This is a genomic window from Mesorhizobium zhangyense, assembly GCF_011045115.1.
Taxonomy (GTDB): Bacteria; Pseudomonadota; Alphaproteobacteria; order Rhizobiales; family Rhizobiaceae; genus Mesorhizobium_M; species Mesorhizobium_M zhangyense.
Window position 1 is genome coordinate 126,817 of record NZ_JAAKZG010000006.1, and the last position, 17,681, is coordinate 144,497.

The window sequence follows — 17,681 nt, forward strand, 5'->3', positions numbered from 1 at the left end:
GCGCGCTCATATTTTCAGGCGCCGGACGAGAAAGTCGAGAAATGCCCGCACGCGCGCCGGCAGGTGGCCGCCCTGCCCGAGGAAGACGGCGTGCACCGGCTCGATGTCGCCGGGGTTGCAGTCTTCCAGCACCGGCACCAGCCGGCCAGCCGCCACCTCGGCGCGCGCATGATAATCGGAAAGGCGCGCAAGCCCGAGCCCTTCAAGCGCAAGCTGCATCAGCGCATCGCCGTCGCTGATCTGCAGATTGCCGGAAACCGGTACGCGGATTTCCGTGCCATTCTCCATGAGGGGCCAACCATCGAGATAGCGCGCGAAGGAGAAGCCGAGCAGATTGTGCCCAGCCAGATCGGCCGGTATGCGCGGCGTGCCGTGGCGGGCGAGATAATCCGGGCTCGCCACGATCACCATGCGCGATCCTCCCAGTTTGCGCGCGATCAGCCGCGAGTTCTTGAGCTCCCCGCTACGGATGGCAACGTCGGTGCGTTCTTCCATGAGGTCGACGACCGCGTCGGTGAGAGCGATATCGAGCGTGACGGCGGGGTTCTCGGCGAGGAAATCCGGGACCAGCGGCAGCAGGTAGTGCCGGCCCAGCGCAAAATTGGTGTTGACGCGCAGGCGCCCGGCAGGGATTTCATTTGCCGAGGCGCAGCGCTCGGCCTCGTCGAGATCGGCGAGCAGGCGCACGCTGCGCTCGTAGAAAACGCCGCCTTCCGGCGTCAGCTGGAGACGCCGCGTCGAGCGGTTGACCAGCCTTGTGCCGAGCCGCGCCTCAAGCCGCGCCACCAGCTTGCTCACCGCCGACGGGGTCATGCGAAAGGCGCGGGCAGCTGCTGAAAATCCACCGAGTTCGACGACCCTGACGAAGACTTCCATCTCGCCTGAGCGGTTGACGTCCAGTCGTGCCATGGTGAGTTCAATTCATAAATCATTTTCCTGAAGGCATTCTACCTCACAGGTGGGGCGGGGTCCATATAGGGGTCGATCTTTCACCCGCGCTGACCAGGAGTACGACCATGCCCAGGGCGCTTTATGCATTAACCGTTGGGGCCTTCGGCATCGGCTCCACGGAATTCGTTATCATGGGACTGCTGCTGCAAGTGGCGGCGGACCTCAACGTAACCATTGCTGCTGCCGGTCTGCTGATCAGCGGCTATGCGCTCGGCGTGTTCGTCGGCGCGCCGATCCTGACTATCCTGACCCGTAGCCTGCCGCGTAAGGCGGTGCTGCTGACGCTGATGGTGATATTCATCATCGGCAATGCGGCGAGCGCGCTGGCGCCCGACTACACCTGGCTGATGGTGGCACGGGTCATCACGGCACTGACGCACGGCACCTTCTTCGGCGTCGGCGCGGTCGTGGCGACCGGACTGGTGCCGCAGGACCGCAAGGCTTCGGCGATATCGATCATGTTCACCGGCCTGACGCTTGCAACCCTGCTCGGCGTCCCCTTCGGCGCGTGGCTCGGCCTGCATTTCGGCTGGCGCTCGACCTTCTGGGCGGTAGCAGCAATCGGCGTCATCGGCTTTGCGGCAATTGCTTTCCTGGTGCCCGGCGACAAGGCTTCCGACGAGCAGAGCCATCTGCGCGATGAGCTTGTCGCCGTCGCCCGGCCCCAAGTGCTGCTCGGCCTGCTCATCACCGTCATTGGCTATGCCGGCGTGTTTGCCGTCTTCACCTATATCCAGCCGCTGCTGACGCAGGTTAGCGGCTTCCCGGAAACGGCTGTCTCGCCGATCCTGCTGGTGTTCGGCGGCGGCATGATCGCCGGCAATCTCATCGGTGGACGCCTTGCCGACCGCAAGCTGATGGCTACCTTGCTCGGAACCTTGGCCACGCTGGCGTTGGTGATGGGGCTGATGACCTTCGCCCTACACAACCAGATCGCGGCGGTGCTGTTCGTCGGGCTGCTCGGTGCTGCGGCCTTCGCCACGGTTGCGCCGCTGCAACTTCGCGTTCTCCAGAAGGCTGAAGGCGGCGGCCAGACGCTTGCTTCGAGCCTGAACATTGCGGCCTTCAATCTCGGCAATGCGATCGGTGCGTGGCTGGGCGGCGTGGTGATCGAGCATGGCCCCGGCCTCGGCGCGGTGACATGGGTGGCTGCATTGGTGACCGTCGCGGGTCTTCTGCTTGCCCTGCTCAGCCGGGCTCTGGAACGCAAGCAGGACCGGGTGAGTGCAGCACTGGCGAATGCCGCCTGCTGACTGCGGGTTGCTTGGGAATAGTGGCTCGGTGGGCTCTTACCTGCCGAGCACGAGCGCCCAGTATTTCCGGTCGCTGCCGGCTTCGTCGCGGACATAGGCGAGGCCATAGCGGCTGAAACGCGCGTCGAGCATGTTGCGGCGGTGGCCTTGCGAATTCATCCACATGGAAAAGAGCTTGGCCATGTCCATGCCGCCATGGGCGACGTTTTCCGCCGCTGCGCCCTCGACGCCATTGTCCTTCATGCGTGCGGCAAAATCCTTGCCCCAGCCGGTCGTGTGCGACATGCGGCCCGAACGCGCCATATAGCCGGCCTGCTGAAGGGCTGCCTTCTCCAGACGGGAGTCTGCCACCATCGTGCCTAGGCCGTTTGCCGAGCGTATCTCGGCGAGATAGCTATAGGCCGAACTGGAGGCGCCTGCACCATCGCCCGGAGCGCGGGCTGTCTGGCAGGCCGCAAGAAACAGCAGGGCACACAGGGCTGCGCCCCCGAAAAACTTCGTCTTCATGTTCAATCTGGTCTTCCGTCATGCTTCCGGCAATCGATATGCCTGCACGCATAGCGACCCGACGGAACGGATGTGGCGCGCAATCACGTCAAGAATATGCCGCCAGCGGCTATTCCTCCGCGACCGCCGGCTCGGCTTCCGGTTCGCGAACGCGGAACCAGGCGACGTAGAGCGCGGGCAGGAAGATCAGCGTGATCAGCGTGCCGACGATGATGCCGCCCATCATCGCATAGGCCATCGGGCCCCAGAAAATCTCGCGTGAAATCGGAATGAGCGCGAGGCTGGCGGCGGCAGCCGTCAGCAGGATCGGCCGGGCGCGATGGTCGCTTGCCTCATAGACGGCCTCCCATAGCGGTTTGCCCTCAGCCTTCAGCGCATCGATCTGCGTGACCAGGATGACCGAGTTGCGGATCAATATGCCTATCAGTGCCAGCACGCCCAATATCGCGACGAACCCAAGCGGCGCGCCTGACGGCACCAGAGCCGCGACAACGCCTATCAGGCCAAGTGGTGCGACGCTGACCACGAGAACCATGCTGTTGAAGCTCTGGAGCTGAAGCATCAGAAGCGTGAGCATCGTCAGCAGCATCAGCGGCACGACGGCGACGATCGGCGCCTGGCTCTTGCCACTGTCTTCGACAGTGCCGCCGACCTCGACCTTGTAGTCGAGCGGCAGCTTGCCGGAGAATTCGGCAACGGAGGGTGCGAGGCTCGACACGATCGTTGCCGGCTGGGCGGGACCGACGATGCTCGCCTTCAAGGTGATGGTTGGCTGACGTGAACGCCGCCACACCACCGGCTGCTCAAGCCCGTATTCGAATGTGGCGATGGCGCCGAGCGGAACTGAGCTTCCACTGCCGCTTGGCAATTGCAGGCCCTGCAACGCCTCGACCGAGTTTCGGTCCGCGGCCTGCGCGCGACCGACGACATTCACCAGATAGATACTGTCGCGGATCTGCGTGACGGTGGCGCCTGCCACGATGCTGTTGAGGCTCGACGCGATCTGCTCTGAACTGACGCCGAGCTGCCGCGCCTTGTCCTGCAATATGTCGACCTTGATCACCCGCGACGGTTCGTTCCAGTCATAGACGACCGCGCCCACCCGCGTGTCCTTGCCCAGCACGTCGGCCAGTTGCAGCGAAAACGCGCGTACCTTTTCGACGTCGGGTCCGCTGAGACGATACTGGATCGGCCGGCCCACCGGCGGCCCGAGTTCGAGCCCCTTCACCAGCACGTCGATGCCCTGGAATTCCTTCTGCGCCTTGTCCACAAGCTTGGCCCGAAGGCGCTCACGCGCCTCGACACTCTTGGTCAGGATCACCACCTGGCCGAAATAGGGGTTCGGCGGCTGGACGTCGTAAGACAGGATGAAGCGCGCGGCGCCCGCGCCGACATAGGATGTCCAGCGCACGATATCCTCGTCACCGACGAGGCTTGCCTCCAGCCGGTCCATCTGCACCTGCGTTTCGCGGATCGTGCTATTCTGGCGCAGGGTCATGTCGACGATGAGCTCGGGCCGGTCCGAGGGCGGGAAGAACTGCTGCTGCACGAAACGGAAGCCGAGAAGTGCCCCGACAAACAGTACCAGCGTGGCGGCGATCGTTATCCAGCGATAGCGCATGGCGGCATGCAGCACCTGGCGGAATTTCTTGCGCACCCAGCCGACATGATCCTCATGCTTCTTCATGTTCTTTGGCAGGAAGGTCGCGCCAAGCAGGGGCGCAAACAGCACCGCGACCACCCAGGAAAGAAGCAGGGAGATGGCGATCACCTCGAACAGCGAGAAGGTGTATTCGCCGGCACTGCTGCTGTTCAGTCCGATCGGGATGAAGCCTGCGACGGTTACCAATGTGCCGGTCAGCATCGGGAAGGCGATCGACGTCCAGGCATAGCCGGCGGCCTTCTCGCGTGTGTCGCCGGCCTCCAGACGTGTCACCATGGTTTCGATGGCGATCATCGCATCGTCGACCAGAAGCCCGAGCGAGATGATGAGCGCGCCGAGCGAAATGCGCTGAAGATTGATGCCGAGATATTCCATGAAGACGAAGGTCATCGCCAGGACCAGCGGGATCGACAGCGAGACGACGATGCCGGCGCGAAATCCGAGGCTGATGAAGCTGACGGCAAGCACGATGGCGATCGCCTCGAACAGCGCCCGCGTGAAGCCGCCGACCGCTTCCTCGACCACTGCCGGCTGGTCGGCCACCAGATGCACGTTGACGCCGATCGGCAATTCCTGCTCGACGCGCGCCATGGTCTCCTTCAGCTTCTCGCCAAAATGGAGAATGTTGGAACCGTCCTTCATGCCGATCGCCAGGCCGATGGCCGGCTTGCCGCCATAGCGGAACAGCGACTGCGGCGGGTCTTCATAACCGCGGCTGATGGTGGCGACATCGCTCAGGCGGAAGAAGCGGTCGTTGACGCGCAGATTGACATTGCGCAGGCTTTCCTCGGAGGTGAACTGCCCGCTGACGCGGACGGCAATCCGCTCCGGGCCGGCCTGTATGACGCCGGAAGGCGTGATCGCATTCTGGCTCTGCAGCGTGTCGATCACCGCCTGCTGGTCGAGGCCGAGCGCAGCAATGCGCTGGGTCGAGAATTCGAGATAGACGACCTCGTCCTGCGCGCCGAGTATGTCGATCTTGCCTGCTTCGGGAATGGCCAGCACGCGGCGGCGGACTTCTTCCACGTAATCGCGCAGCTGGCGCGGCGTCAGGCCGTCAGTGGTGAAGGCATAGATGTTGCCGAACACGTCGCCGAACTGGTCGTTGAAGGCGAAGCCGGCGAAACCTTGCGGAAAGTCGCCGCGTATATCCGACATCATGTTGCGGACGCGGGTCCAACTGTCGGTGATGCGGACGCCACGCACCGTCTCGGCCAGATTGACGAAAACGGTGGTCTGGCCCGGCGTCGTGACGCTCTTGGTGTAGTCGAGCGTGTCGAGTTCCTCGAGCTTGCGTTCGATGCGTTCGGTGACCTGCGACAGCGTCTCGTCGAGCGAAGCGCCCGGCCAGGAAGCGCTGACCGTCATCGTCTTGATGGCGAAGGCCGGATCTTCCTCGCGCCCGAGATTGAGATAGGAAAGCACGCCGGCCACCAGCGCGATGACCATCAGGTACCAGATCAGCGATCGGTGACGCAGCGCCCAGTCGGACAGGTTGAAACCGTTCATTCTTCGATACCGCCATCGATGTTCACGCGCTGGCCGTCGTTGAGCTCATGCACGCCGGCTGTCACCACGCGGTCACCAACGGCAAGACCGCTGTTGATCTCGATGCCATAGCCGGACAGCGTCTTGCCCGTTTCGACGGGTTTTTCGGACACGGTTTTCGCTGTCGCGTCGACCACCCAGACGGAGGCTTTGCCGTCCTTTTCGAACACTGCCGAAACCGGCAGCACGATCCGGGTGAAGGGCGCCTCTTTCGGAAAGGCGGTAACGAGCGAGCCGAGGCGGAAGGCTTCCGGCGGATTGTCGAGGAGAATCTTGACGTGCCGCGTGCGGGTGGCGGCATCGGCCTGCGGCGCGATCTCGCGGATGCGGCCATTGGCGCGGGTACGCGGATCGACGGCCAGCACGACATCGAACTCGGCGTCCGGGCGCATGCCAGCCATGATCTCGTTGGGAATATCCACGACCGCTTCACGCACGTCGGTTCGCGCAACAGTGATGACCGCCGTTCCCGCCGACACGACCTGCCCGACATCGGAATCGACCGCGGTGACAACGCCGTCGGTTTCGGCGCGAAGCTCGAGATAGCTCACCCGGTCCTTTGCCTTGTCGAGCTCCGCTTGTGCCTGCCTGACCTGCGCCTGCGCCGTTGCGGTCGCCAGTGTGGCTGAATCGAAATCGGCCTGCGAAATACTCTTCTCGGCAAGCAGCGTTCGCAGCCGCCCTTCGCTTGCCTGCGCATTGGCAAGCTGCGCGGCGGCCACCGTCGCCTGCGATTCGGCGGAACGCGCAGCAAGCATGATCTGCTCGCCATCGATGGTGGCCAGAAGCTCGCCCTTGGTAACGAGGCTGCCGAGCTCGACATCGCGCGATACGATGCGGCCGGTGGTCTGGAAACCGAGGGCGGCCTCGTAGCGCGGTTCCACCAGGCCGGTGAAGCCGGTCGACTTTATGTCTGGCACCGCCGCCAGCACCGAGCGCACCGTTCTTGGCACAGGCTCGGAGGATTTTTCCTCAGCCGGCTTGCATCCAGCGGACAGGACAGCGAGCAGCAGGATGGAAACGACGCCGGCCCGTCTCATTGGGCGTCCTCCAGAGACATGCTGACCTTCGCGCCGGCCCGCAGAAGCTGCGCACCCTCGGTCACGACGAGATCGCCGTCCTTCAATCCATCGCGGACGATGATCCGGCCGGTCTCGTAGCGGTCGACGGTGATCGGCGTGAGGCCGGCGGTGTTCGACGCGGCGTCGACGGTCCACACAGCAGGCTTTCCGTTGTCGATCATCATGGCCGACCAGGGGATGACGAAAGCCCGTATGCCCGGCACCGGGGCGGTTCCCAGCACCACTTCCCCGAGCGTCATGCGCGCCGGGGTTTGGTCGAGCGCGACCTTGACCTGAACGGTGCCGGTGGTCGGATCGATCGAGGGCGCGACCTCCCTGACATGGCCGGTCGTCTTGACCTCGGGGTCGGAAAGCAGCCCGATCTGGATCAGCGGGTCTTCCGGCATATGGGCTACGACCTGTTCCTGAACCTGGAAGACGGCATCGCGCGGACCATCGATGGCAACGATGAAAACGGTCTGCGTCGCCTGCACCACCTGCCCGACCTCGATATTGCGGGTGCTGACGATGCCGGCTTGCTGGGCTTTCAGCTCCGTGTCGGCGACGCTTTTGCGGGCGATCGAGAGCTGCGCGTTGGCTGTTTCCAGCGTGCCCTTTGCAACATCGACGGCTTCGGCCGCGTTGTCATAGGTGCTCTTGGTGGTGAAGCCGCCGGCAAGCAGTGATTTCTGCCGCTGGAAGGCGGCAGTGGATTGCGCAAGCTGTGCCTGCGCGGCGTCGACGCTGGCCTCTGCTGAAGCCACGTCGGAATTCTGCTGCTTGGGATCCAGCCGGGCGAGAAGCGCGCCGGCCTCGACATGGACGCCGACATCGGCAAGGACTTCCGTAACCTGCCCGCCGACCTCGAAGGAAAGCCTTGCCTCGTTGCGGGCGGTGACCTGGCCCGCCAGCGCAAAGCGTGGCCGGTAGTCGACCGTCTCGGCCTTGATCGCCTTCACATTGAGTATGGTTTCAGGAATGCTCTGCTTCTGCTCGCTGCAGCCTTGCAGCAGCATCAGGGCAACGGCAAAGGCGACCGTCGGAAAGAGGCGGCTGCTATCGTCCCCTCGAAGCGCCATGCAAGTGTCCCTCGCAAATGCTGTCGCCGTGCACGCTATTCCATCCGAAGATGCCAAGCGATGACTCAAGGTGCCATCATTGTCGGATCAGTGCAACGACGAAAACTGTGCGGGATCAAGGCGCTACAATCGAAATTCCTAGCCAGCAAAAAGATTCCGGCAGGCGGTTCCCTTACGGGCAGCGTTCCGCCGCATCGCAACAATTTTCTTCGCATTTGCACAAAACCATGTAAAACCGCGCGCGGGGTGGGAGAGAGTACCCCTAGGGAAGGAGAGGCCGATGAGTGCAACGGCAGAGACAAAAGCGCTGACACCACCGGATATCGCGGACAGGAAAGGCCGGACGCCCATCGTCTGCCTCACCGCCTATACGACACCGGTCGCGCGCATCGTCGACCGTCACTGCGACGTGGTTCTCGTCGGCGACAGCGTCGGCATGGTCCTACATGGCCTGCCTTCGACGCTCGGCGTGACGCTGGAAATGATGATCCTGCACGGACAGGCCGTGCGACGCGGTGTCGAGCGCGCGCTTCTGGTGGTCGACATGCCCTTCGGCTCCTACGAGGAAGGCCCGGCGCAGGCGTTCCGCAACGCGGCGCGCCTGATGACGGAAACCGGGTGCGCGGCGGTGAAGCTGGAAGGCGGCGAGAGCATGGCCGAGACGATCCGCTTCCTCACCGGCCGCGGCATTCCGGTCATGGCCCATGTCGGACTAACACCGCAGGCCGTCAACACATTCGGTGGCTACAAGGTGCAAGGCCGGGGCGAAGCCGGCGAGCGCATCCTTCGCGATGCGGTTGCCGTTGCCGAGGCGGGTGCGTTTTCGGTGGTGCTCGAAAAGGTCGTCGAGCCGCTCGCCCGCAAGATCACGCAGACGATCGCCATTCCCACCATCGGCATCGGCGCTTCCGCCGCCTGCGACGGGCAGATCCTTGTCGTGGACGACGTGCTCGGGCAGTTCGCGGATTTCCGGCCGAAATTCGTCAAGCGCTATGCCGAACTTGGCCGCGATGCCGAGACCGCGATCGCAGCCTATGCCGCCGATGTGCGCGAGCACCGCTTTCCGGCAAGCGAACATGTTTTCGGCGACAATCCGAAAGCTATCAAGGGTGGGGCCGCAGCATGAGCGTGCCGATCGTCAGAACGCTTGCCGAACTCCGTTCCACCGTTGCCGGTTGGCGGCGCGAAGGTTTGAAGGTCGGCGTAGTGCCAACCATGGGGGCGCTGCATGAGGGGCATCTGAGCCTGGTACGCGCGGCGCTTGAACAGGCCGACCGCGTTGTCGTCACGCTGTTCGTCAATCCAAAACAGTTCAACAATCCCGCCGACCTCGCCGCCTATCCGCGCACCGAGAAAGAAGACGCGGAGAAACTTTCGCCGGTCGGTGCGCATATGCTCTACGTGCCGGATGCGGAAGAAATCTATCCGGAAGGTTTTTCGACCACCGTCTCGGTGAGCGGTGTCAGCGAGGGATTGTGCGGGGCGCATCGGCCCGGACATTTCGACGGTGTCGCCACCATCGTCGCCAAGCTGTTCCTGCAGACCGGGGCGGACATGGCTTTCTTCGGCGAAAAGGATTTCCAGCAATTGCATGTCGTGAAGCGCATGGCGCGCGATCTCGACATTCCGATCACGATCGTGCCTTGCCCGACCGTGCGCGAGGCCGACGGGCTGGCGCTCTCCTCGCGCAATGTGCGGCTGTCGTCGCAGGATCGCGCAATCGCTCCGAAACTGGCTCAGGCACTATTCGCAGCGGCGGAAAAGCTTCGTGACGGCAGGCTTGCCAAGCCCGTGCTGGACGAGGCCGTCAAGGCGCTCGAAGACGCCGGCTTCCGGGAGGTCGAGTATCTCGAACTTCGGGCCGAGGACAATCTGCAGCCGATAGACAGGCTCGACCGTCCGGCGCGGCTGCTCGCTGCCGTCTTTCTCCGTGAGGTACGCCTGATCGATAATGTTCCCGCTCAACCGAGCTAGATAAAGCTGCTGATTGTCGGACGAGCCCCCTACACCAAAGAGATGCGTCACCTACCCGCCGGCAAAGGAATATTCTTCCCGTGTGGCTTGAACATCATGGGGGTTTATCATGCATAGCATTCGATCAACCGTCTGCGCGGCAGCACTCTGCCTTATGGCAATATCTCCGGCATCCGCTCTGACGATCGACCTCGGCATCATCAAGATCGATCTGGGCGGTGGTGGCTATGGCGGTGGCGGCGGCGGTGGTGGAACGAGCTATGGTGTTCCCGGCCCGCTTGCCGGCGTCGGCCTCCCGGTTTTGGCTGCATATGGCGGCTATATCTGGCTGAGGAAGCGCAACCGTCGCGGCAAAGACGGCAAGGGCCAGGAATAATTCGGCTTTCATCCGGGAGCATCGCTGCGGTGGCCGACACTCAGGCCTTGTGCACCTTCCACGGTGCCGTCTTGTCTTTGTGATACGCCAAGGCACTCCGGTGAGGCCGAGTTACATCGAACGGATGCCTCACCTACCCGCCGGCAAAGGCATAATCTTCTGGTCAGTTCCTTTTTGACGGGGGGTAGCCATGTCAGGCTTCCGATCAGTGCTTTTCGCGGCCGTACTCGGCCTTATGACAGTGGCACCGGCGCTTGCCGAGCAACCACCGGATCGTGGCCCCACGCCCGGCCTGGGCTGGGGACCGGGAGGCTCGAAAGGGTATGCGGTGCCGGGACCGTTGGCCGGCGTAGGATTGCCGATCGTTGCGGCTGTCGGCTGTCTTGTCTGGCTGAGAATGCGCAATCGCAAGAAGAACAAAGAATAGCATAATCCGAGCCGTCGACGCGGGGTGGGCAGGTGGCAAGATCCGATTCCGGCATGGCAGCAGGCGAAGGTGGCCATGCCACGCCTCTGCTTCGGCCGGCCGCTCTTCCGTGGCTCGGGACCGTTACCCTGACACGGCAATCCTTCTTCGCCGGCATGGTGGTTGTCGGCTTCGCGAACGGCATCAGTGAAAAAGTCTATCGGTCGGTGACCGACAGCGGGTTTGCCGCCGCCATATTCAACACATTCGAAATCAGCATCATTCTCTGGGGCGCCTGTTTCGCCGCCCTGGCGATGCTTCTGCGGCCATCCGCCGAGCAGGCTTTTCGGCGCGGCGATGTGCTGGTGAGTTTGCTCGCCGGCCTCGCGTTCATGGCACCGGTGCCTGCCCTGAGCTGGCTCGGCATCGGCCTGATCGCCGTTCATCTTCGACGCACGGCCAGCGACGATACAACCAGGCGCGCCGCGGCGATCGTCTTTGCGCTGACCATTCCCCTGTTCTGGACGCGCCTTGCCTTTGCGGCATTCAGTGGGACGATCCTGCATATCGACGCCAGGCTTGTCGGCTGGATGATCGGAACCGTGCCGGTCGCCAATGTCGTGCCGCTTGCCGACGGTTCCGGGTCGCTATTCATCGCGCCGGCCTGCTCCTCGCTGGCGAACCTTTCGCTCGTCTTCGTCAGTGCGGCGGCCTTCGTCAATCTGCGCAGCGGACGCTGGACATTGTCTGCAATCGGCTGGACGGCTGCGAGTGCTGTCGCGGTCGTCGCGATCAACATCACGCGCATCAGCCTGATCGGGCTTTACCCCTGGGAATATGAGCTTCTCCACGGGCCGATCGGCGCCAGCGTGGCAGGCTGGCTCACATTCGCGGTCATCGCACTCATCGGCTACAACAGGATCGGTTTCGATGCGCCTGTCCGTCGCTAGCCTCGCACTGGGATTGCTGCTCTGCGTCACCGTCGCGGGCAAGGTGGTGAGCCTGGCGCGGACGCCGGATGTCGCTTCCGATGAGGGCGCGGCGGCCGTTGCGCTGATGAACATGCGCGGCCTTGCCGTTCAACCCTTCAATCCTGTCGGCGCCCCTGCCTGGATCGTGGGAACCCTCGACGATTGCCGCGTGCGCATCGCCGAGGTCGCGCCGGAGGGCTGGTCGCGCGCCATCGTCGCCCAGCAGGCAACCAACGAGCGGCTGCTTTACGCCTTCGATGGCCGCTTCTACGATCAGCAGCCGGTGACGAACACGTGGATCGAGAACTATCGCCGCCGGCTAGCCCGCTATATCGGCTTTGACGAGCCAGCCCTGCGCTTGTTTGCCGTGACCGTCGCACCGGCCTGCCCGTCGGACATCGTGCGCCCGGAAGATGCCATAGCGCTGACGCAGTGAGCGCCGGCGCTACTTGGCTCACGACATGATGAGCCCGCCGTCAACGTTGATGGTCTGGCCGGTGATGTAGGCTGCGTCCTCGCTGGCGAGGAAGGCGACAAGCCCCGAAACATCGGCGCCGCTGCCGGCGCGGCCCATGGGAATGCCTTTCACCCACTCGGCCATCAGTTCGCCGGGCTTGTAGTCGCCGAGCAGCTTGCCCCAAGCGTTGTCGTTATAGGCCCACATGTCGGTGTCGATAATGCCGGGGCAGATCGCATTGACGGTGATGTTTTCCTTGGCGACTTCCTTGGCGAGGCTCTGGGTGATGCCGACGACGCCGAATTTCGAGGCGGCATAATGCGGCGTATAGATAAAACCCTGGCGCGCCTGGCCGGAGGCCGTATTGATCAGCCGACCGCCTTCGCCATGCTTGCGGATGCGGGCGATGGCTTCCTGGCAGCACAGGAACACGCCCTTGGTGTTGACGGCCAGCACCTTGTCCCACTCGGCTTCGGTCATGTCCTCGATCTTGGCGATGGTGATCACGCCGGCATTCTGGATCGAGATGTCGACGCGGCCGAATTCGCGCTCGGCGAGATCATAGAGTGCTGCAACCGCCTTGCTGTCGGTCACGTCCATGATTTGGGAGACCACCTTGGCGCCATCCTTGCGCAATGCGTCGGCGACTTGCTCGACGCGCGCGTCGATGGCGCTGACGACGATGGCCGCACCCTCGTCGGCGAATCGCTTCGCCATGGCAGCGCCGATGCCGCCGCTCGCGCCTGTTACGACGACGGTCTTTCCTTCAAAGCGTTTCTGCACTTATTTCTCCCTTACCAGCATACGAATCCGCCATCGACGATGAGGTCGATGCCGGTGACAAACGAGGATGCACGGCTCGCCAGGAACACCGCCGGGCCGACCATCTCGTCGACGCTGGCCATGCGCCCCATCGGCGTGTCGCGCTCGAAAATCTTCACCTGATCGGCCACTTCCGGCCGACGGTTCATCGGCGTCAGCGTATAGCCGGGGCTGATGACATTGACGCGCAGGCCACGATCGGACCACTCCATGGCAAGGCTCTTCGACATGTGGATGACGGCGGCCTTGGACGAGTTGTAATGCGCCTGGGTGAGGCCGCGATTGACGATGGAGCCCGACATCGAGGCGATATTGATGATCGACCCCTTGCGACGCGGCAGCATCACGCGCGCCTGCGCCTGGCAGGACAGGAACACGCCGTTGACATTGACCTCATAGAGCTTCTGCCACTGCTCGAGCGGCAGCGTCTCGGCAGGTGCGGCATTGGCGATGCCGGCATTGTTGACGGCGATCGTGAGTGCTCCGAGTTCTTTTTCGACTTGGCTGACTGCCGAGGCCAGATCGGCTTCGGACGTCACGGTTCCGTTGAGCACCAGCGCCTTGCGGCCGAGTGCCGTAATGCTGTTCGCCGTCTCATCAAGCCCGCCTTTGGAAGCATGGCCGAAACAGGCGACATCGGCGCCCGCCTCGGCAAGCCCGATGGCGATGCGCTGGCCGATGCCGCTGCCGGCACCTGTGACGAAAGCGATTTCGCCGGTCAGATCGAAGAGTTCCACGGTTATGTCTCCATCCCTCGAAAGACTGCCTGCCCGAATGAGCGGGCGCCAGTTTCTCGGAACTGGCGCCCGGCGCGGTCGGGTGCTTGGGAGGCTTACCCTGTTGCGCTATGTCTGTGTGGCCTCGGTCTTTGGATTACGCATGTCGTTATCCCAAAACCGCTTTACACTTTTGGGCGACATGCGTTAGCTCGTCGCCAGTTCCATCACCGCGACATTGTTCGCTTCCGCCCTCGGCAGGATACCACGCTGGCGGCCCCTGCTCAGCACCATGACGCGGTGCGAGAGGCCGAGCACTTCCTCAAGATCCGAGCTGACCACCACAACTGCCATGCCGGAGCGCGCAAGGTCGGCTATGACGTCATAGATGGCAGCGCGCGCGCCGACGTCGATGCCGCGCGTCGGCTCGTCGAGGATGAAGATCTTCGGCGGCCGCGCGATCCATTTGGCAATCACCACCTTCTGCTGGTTGCCGCCGGAAAGCTTGCGCACGGCCTGGTTCGGCTGGCCCTTGACGCCGAGCTTGCGGATGCCGGTTTCGGCGAATTTCTGCACCGCCTTCGGGAACACCCAACCGCCCGGTGCGACATGGTCGAAATTGCCGAGCGCCAGGTTCTCGCCGATGGTCTGGTCGAGCACGACGCCCTGCCCCTTGCGGTCTTCCGGCACCAGCACGACGCCGGCCTTGATCGCGGCTGCCGGGCCATCGAGATGCACCGGCTTGCCGGCAACGGTCACCTTGCCGCTGGAGATCGGGTCGGCGCCGGCAATGGCGCGAACGAGTTCTGTGCGGCCAGCGCCGATCAGGCCGGCAATGCCGAGGATTTCACCGGCGCGCACGGAGAAGCTGACATCGTTGAAAGTCCGGGCGGGCGAGGAAAGATTCTCGACCTCGAGCAGCACTTCGGGACGCGGCTCGTCGAGTGTGGGGAACATGCGGTCGACGCTGCGGCCGACCATCTGCTCGACGACCGTGCGGACAGGAATATCGCCCTGCTCATGACGAGCGACCACGCGACCATCGCGCATCACGACGATGCGGTCGGCGATCTGCACGATCTCCTCAAGGCGGTGGCTGATATAGATGAAGCCCATGCCTTCGGCCTTGAGCTTGCGTATCTGTTCGAACAGAAGCGCCGTTTCGTCGCCGCCAAGGGCAGCCGTCGGCTCATCGAAGATCAGGAGCTTGGCATCCAGCGTCAGCGCCTTGGCGATCTCGACCTGCTGCTGGGCAGCGACGCGCAGATCACCAACCTTGGTGTCAGGCGAGACGTTGAGGCCGAGCCGCCTGAGCTGAGCAGATGCGCGTTCGTTCATCCTGGCGCGGTCGATGGCGCCGCCGCGCGTCAGCATGCGGCCGACGAAGACATTTTCGGCAACCGAAAGATCGGGAAGAAGCTTGAGTTCCTGATGGATCATGCCGATGCCGGCATCGATCGCCTGTGCCGGGCTGGCAGGGGAATAGGGCTTCCCCTGCCAGGTGATCGCGCCGCGGTCTGCGTGCAGCGATCCGGCGATGATGTTGGAAACGGTCGATTTGCCGGCGCCATTCTCACCGAGCAGCGCCACGACCTCGCCCGGCCTGACATCGAAGCTCGCTTCGGTCAGCACCTGGATCGGCCCGAAACTCTTGCACAGGCCGCGCACGGAAAGCCCCTGATGGGAGCCTTCCTGAGGCAAGGTTGTCATCGACATCGTTTCGTCCGTCACAGCTTACGGATGCTTCTCGATGAACTGCGCGACATTGTCCTTGGTGGTCAACGTCGCGTCCTGAAGCTGCTCCGGCTCGACCTTCTCGCCGGCGACCAGCTTGATCGCCGAGTCGACAGCCAAGCGGCCCATGCCTTGTGTCTGCTGCGTGGCGGTGACGTCGAACACGCCGTCCTTCAGCGCCTTGAGTGCTGCCACGTCGCCGTCGAAGCCTGCAATCCAGACCTTGTGACCGAGATTGGCGACCTTGACCGCCTGTGCCGCGCCGAGCGCAAGCGCATCGGCCTGGCCGACGACGATCGAGACGTTCGGATGGGACTGCAACAGGTCCTGCGTCAGCTTGAAGCCTTCGTCCTGATGCCAGCCTTCGCTCCAGAGTTCGCCGACGACCTTGATATCCGGATAGCCTGCGAGCGCTTCGCCGCAGCCCTTGGAGCGGTCGACTTCAGGCGTCGTGCCTTTCTGGCCATGGATAATGATCAGCTCGCCCTTGCCGCCGGCCTGCTTGGCGATGTAGTCGCACACGTTCTTGGCCGAAGCGACGCTGTTGGTGGCGATGAAGGTGTCGCCCGGCGCGCCTGCGGCGTTGCGGTCGACATTGATGACGGGAATGCCGGCAGCCTTGGCCGTCTTGGTCGGGACGGTCGCGGCGGTGGCGCCGGCGGGGATGTAGATCAGTGCGTCGATGTTCTGCGTGATCAGGTCCTGCACCTGGCTGACCTGGGTCGCGGAATCGCCCTTGGCGTCGACGGTGACGACCTCCAGGCCCTTCTCCTTGGCGTAGGCTTCGACCGACTGCTTGATCTGGTTGAAGAAGTCGGCCTGCAGGTTGGCGACGGCGAGGCCGAGCTTCTTGGCTTCGGCGGCCGAGGCCCCGTGGGCAAGACCGAGCAGCGGAACGATGGCCGCGGCAGCGAGCAGGAATGAACGTTTCGTCAGCATGTATTTCTCCTCCGTTGAACTTGATAGATTTCGAGTGTCAGTAAAGTCCGATTCCGACGGGCGAGCCCGGCTGGAATTATTTGGCCCGGCGCCTCCACGTATCGGCTGCGACGGCCAGCGCGATGACGACGCCGATAACGATCTGCTGGATGAAGGGCGACACGCCGAGCAGGTTGAGCCCGTTGCGCAGCACGCCGATGATGAGGACGCCGATGGCCGTTCCGCCGATCGAGCCGACGCCGCCGCTGAGGCTGGCGCCGCCGATGACAACGGCGGCGATGGTGTCGAGTTCATAGCCGAAGCCGGAACTCGGCTGAACCGAATCGAGCCGAGCGGCAAGCACCACACCGGCAAGAGCCGCCAGCACGCCGCAGACGGCATAGACCCAGTTGGTCAGCCGGTTGACCGGAATGCCGGACAGCCGCGCCACTTCCGGGCTGCCGCCGATGGCGTAGAGATTGCGGCCGGTGGCGCGGTAATTGAGGAAGATCGCGAAGATCACGCCAAGCACGATCATGACGCCGACCGTCACCGAGATGAAGCCGAAATGACGGACGATGGACAGGTTGGTGAACCAGTCAGGGAACCCGACGATCTGCGAGCCGTCGGTGATGATGTTGGCGAGGCCGCGCGCCACCGACATCATGGCGAGCGTGGCGATAAATGGCGGCAGCTTGGCTACCGTCACCAGCAGGCCGGACACCAGCCCGCAGAGGCCGCCGACGAGCAAGGCCGCGGCGATGCCGGCCGGGATCGGCAGACCGAGATAGTCGGGGTTTACGACGTAGCCGAGGACCATCGCGCCAAGCGCCAGAATGGAGCCGACCGACAGGTCAATGCCGCCGATCAGGATCACCAGCGTCATGCCGATCGCCATGATGCCGAGAACGGTGATCTGGTCGAGCACGTTCAGGATGTTGCGGACGGTCAGGAAGGTATCGGTGGAAACCGACAGCACCAGGCACAGTAGAATAAGGCCGATAAGCGGACCCTTGGCACCGGCGAAAAGCGCAGCAAACAGCGGCTTCAGGCCACCTGCACGCGGCTCTCCAGCCGAGACGGAAAGATCGGCGCTGCCGGGTTTGGAACTCATCGGCACACCGTCCCTGCGCAATGCGCGGACGCCAGCCGCAACGACGTGCGTTCAAAAGCCAAGTTACACCTCCCTAGGATGAACATTTTAACTTTGCTTTGTAATTTTGTTCAAAGTAACTTCCGACTGAA

Annotated in this window: 17 protein-coding genes; 7 read left to right on the top strand and 10 right to left on the bottom strand. The window is 63.4% G+C overall.

Annotated elements, in window-relative coordinates; all coding sequences use genetic code 11:
* Window positions 1–6 precede the first annotated feature (6 nt).
* Window positions 7–909 (bottom strand): LysR family transcriptional regulator, encoded by a 903-nt coding sequence (locus G6N74_RS16190; RefSeq protein WP_165118981.1) that lies wholly within the window; start codon window positions 907–909, stop codon window positions 7–9.
* A gap of 107 nt (window positions 910–1,016) precedes the next feature.
* Here G6N74_RS16190 and G6N74_RS16195 point away from each other — a divergent pair, with 107 nt between their 5' ends.
* A complete protein-coding gene (locus G6N74_RS16195; protein WP_165118982.1) occupies window positions 1,017–2,204 on the top strand; it encodes an MFS transporter in 1,188 nt (395 codons plus the stop codon).
* A gap of 36 nt (window positions 2,205–2,240) precedes the next feature.
* Here the strand turns inward: G6N74_RS16195 and G6N74_RS16200 are convergent, their stop codons facing one another.
* The 4 genes from G6N74_RS16200 to G6N74_RS16215 form a co-directional block, all read right to left on the bottom strand.
* Window positions 2,241–2,711: a CAP domain-containing protein gene (locus G6N74_RS16200; protein WP_165118983.1), complete on the bottom strand. Its 471-nt coding sequence runs from the start codon at window positions 2,709–2,711 to the stop codon at window positions 2,241–2,243.
* Window positions 2,712–2,820: 109 nt separating this feature from the next.
* Window positions 2,821–5,883, bottom strand: a complete 3,063-nt coding sequence (locus G6N74_RS16205) for an efflux RND transporter permease subunit (RefSeq protein WP_165118984.1) — start codon at window positions 5,881–5,883, stop codon at window positions 2,821–2,823.
* Window positions 5,880–6,962 (bottom strand): efflux RND transporter periplasmic adaptor subunit, encoded by a 1,083-nt coding sequence (locus tag G6N74_RS16210; protein WP_165118985.1) that lies wholly within the window; start codon window positions 6,960–6,962, stop codon window positions 5,880–5,882. Before G6N74_RS16210 ends, G6N74_RS16205 begins: the two co-directional genes overlap by 4 nt.
* Window positions 6,959–8,062 (bottom strand): efflux RND transporter periplasmic adaptor subunit, encoded by a 1,104-nt coding sequence (locus tag G6N74_RS16215; protein ID WP_165118986.1) that lies wholly within the window; start codon window positions 8,060–8,062, stop codon window positions 6,959–6,961. The genes G6N74_RS16210 and G6N74_RS16215 overlap by 4 nt, the downstream gene beginning before the upstream one ends.
* Before the next feature lie 280 nt (window positions 8,063–8,342).
* On the opposite strand from G6N74_RS16215, the gene panB reads away from it, so the two are divergent.
* From panB to G6N74_RS16245, 6 genes are all read left to right on the top strand, one after another.
* A complete protein-coding gene (panB, locus tag G6N74_RS16220; RefSeq protein ID WP_165118987.1) occupies window positions 8,343–9,188 on the top strand; it encodes a 3-methyl-2-oxobutanoate hydroxymethyltransferase in 846 nt (281 codons plus the stop codon).
* A complete protein-coding gene (gene panC / locus G6N74_RS16225; RefSeq protein ID WP_165118988.1) occupies window positions 9,185–10,036 on the top strand; it encodes a pantoate--beta-alanine ligase in 852 nt (283 codons plus the stop codon). Before panB ends, panC begins: the two co-directional genes overlap by 4 nt.
* A gap of 109 nt (window positions 10,037–10,145) precedes the next feature.
* Entirely contained in the window at window positions 10,146–10,412 is a 267-nt protein-coding gene (locus tag G6N74_RS16230) for a hypothetical protein (RefSeq protein WP_165118989.1), read from the top strand.
* Window positions 10,413–10,602: 190 nt separating this feature from the next.
* Window positions 10,603–10,839 carry a hypothetical protein gene (locus tag G6N74_RS16235; protein WP_165118990.1) on the top strand — a complete coding sequence of 79 codons (237 nt, stop codon included), beginning with the start codon at window positions 10,603–10,605 and terminating at the stop codon, window positions 10,837–10,839.
* 32 nt (window positions 10,840–10,871) lie between these two features.
* Entirely contained in the window at window positions 10,872–11,768 is an 897-nt protein-coding gene (locus G6N74_RS31380; RefSeq protein WP_312857883.1) for a hypothetical protein, read from the top strand.
* Window positions 11,749–12,225: a hypothetical protein gene (locus tag G6N74_RS16245; protein ID WP_165118991.1), complete on the top strand. Its 477-nt coding sequence runs from the start codon at window positions 11,749–11,751 to the stop codon at window positions 12,223–12,225. The genes G6N74_RS31380 and G6N74_RS16245 overlap by 20 nt, the downstream gene beginning before the upstream one ends.
* 18 nt (window positions 12,226–12,243) lie before the next feature.
* On the opposite strand, the gene G6N74_RS16250 is transcribed toward G6N74_RS16245, so the two are convergent.
* The 5 genes from G6N74_RS16250 to G6N74_RS16270 all read right to left on the bottom strand — a co-directional run bounded on the left by G6N74_RS16250 (window position 12,244) and on the right by G6N74_RS16270 (window position 17,550).
* Window positions 12,244–13,029: an SDR family oxidoreductase gene (locus G6N74_RS16250; protein WP_165118992.1), complete on the bottom strand. Its 786-nt coding sequence runs from the start codon at window positions 13,027–13,029 to the stop codon at window positions 12,244–12,246.
* Between the two features lie 11 nt (window positions 13,030–13,040).
* On the bottom strand, window positions 13,041–13,805 hold the full coding sequence (locus G6N74_RS16255; protein WP_165118993.1) for an SDR family oxidoreductase: 765 nt from the start codon (window positions 13,803–13,805) through the stop codon (window positions 13,041–13,043).
* Window positions 13,806–13,991: 186 nt separating this feature from the next.
* The gene (locus G6N74_RS16260; RefSeq protein WP_205826709.1) at window positions 13,992–15,494 is read right to left on the bottom strand and encodes a sugar ABC transporter ATP-binding protein; all 1,503 of its coding nucleotides are present in this window, start codon (window positions 15,492–15,494) and stop codon (window positions 13,992–13,994) included.
* Window positions 15,495–15,518: 24 nt separating this feature from the next.
* On the bottom strand, window positions 15,519–16,457 hold the full coding sequence (locus tag G6N74_RS16265) for a sugar ABC transporter substrate-binding protein (protein ID WP_165118995.1): 939 nt from the start codon (window positions 16,455–16,457) through the stop codon (window positions 15,519–15,521).
* 76 nt (window positions 16,458–16,533) lie between these two features.
* On the bottom strand, window positions 16,534–17,550 hold the full coding sequence (locus G6N74_RS16270) for an ABC transporter permease (protein ID WP_165118996.1): 1,017 nt from the start codon (window positions 17,548–17,550) through the stop codon (window positions 16,534–16,536).
* Between the last annotated feature and the right edge of the window lie 131 nt (window positions 17,551–17,681).

Bases quoted from the DNA above. Each gene is read 5' to 3' on its own strand.
- G6N74_RS16190 (WP_165118981.1), bottom strand. From the start codon at position 909: ATGGCACGACTGGACGTCAACCGCTCAGGCGAGATGGAAGTCTTCGTC.
- G6N74_RS16195 (WP_165118982.1), top strand. From the start codon at position 1,017: ATGCCCAGGGCGCTTTATGCATTAACCGTTGGGGCCTTCGGCATCGGC.
- G6N74_RS16200 (WP_165118983.1), bottom strand. From the start codon at position 2,711: ATGAAGACGAAGTTTTTCGGGGGCGCAGCCCTGTGTGCCCTGCTGTTT.
- G6N74_RS16205 (WP_165118984.1), bottom strand. From the start codon at position 5,883: ATGAACGGTTTCAACCTGTCCGACTGGGCGCTGCGTCACCGATCGCTG.
- G6N74_RS16210 (WP_165118985.1), bottom strand. From the start codon at position 6,962: ATGAGACGGGCCGGCGTCGTTTCCATCCTGCTGCTCGCTGTCCTGTCC.
- G6N74_RS16215 (WP_165118986.1), bottom strand. From the start codon at position 8,062: ATGGCGCTTCGAGGGGACGATAGCAGCCGCCTCTTTCCGACGGTCGCC.
- panB (WP_165118987.1), top strand. From the start codon at position 8,343: ATGAGTGCAACGGCAGAGACAAAAGCGCTGACACCACCGGATATCGCG.
- panC (WP_165118988.1), top strand. From the start codon at position 9,185: ATGAGCGTGCCGATCGTCAGAACGCTTGCCGAACTCCGTTCCACCGTT.
- G6N74_RS16230 (WP_165118989.1), top strand. From the start codon at position 10,146: ATGCATAGCATTCGATCAACCGTCTGCGCGGCAGCACTCTGCCTTATG.
- G6N74_RS16235 (WP_165118990.1), top strand. From the start codon at position 10,603: ATGTCAGGCTTCCGATCAGTGCTTTTCGCGGCCGTACTCGGCCTTATG.
- G6N74_RS16245 (WP_165118991.1), top strand. From the start codon at position 11,749: ATGCGCCTGTCCGTCGCTAGCCTCGCACTGGGATTGCTGCTCTGCGTC.
- G6N74_RS16260 (WP_205826709.1), bottom strand. From the start codon at position 15,494: ATGACAACCTTGCCTCAGGAAGGCTCCCATCAGGGGCTTTCCGTGCGC.
- G6N74_RS16265 (WP_165118995.1), bottom strand. From the start codon at position 16,457: ATGCTGACGAAACGTTCATTCCTGCTCGCTGCCGCGGCCATCGTTCCG.
- G6N74_RS16270 (WP_165118996.1), bottom strand. From the start codon at position 17,550: ATGAGTTCCAAACCCGGCAGCGCCGATCTTTCCGTCTCGGCTGGAGAG.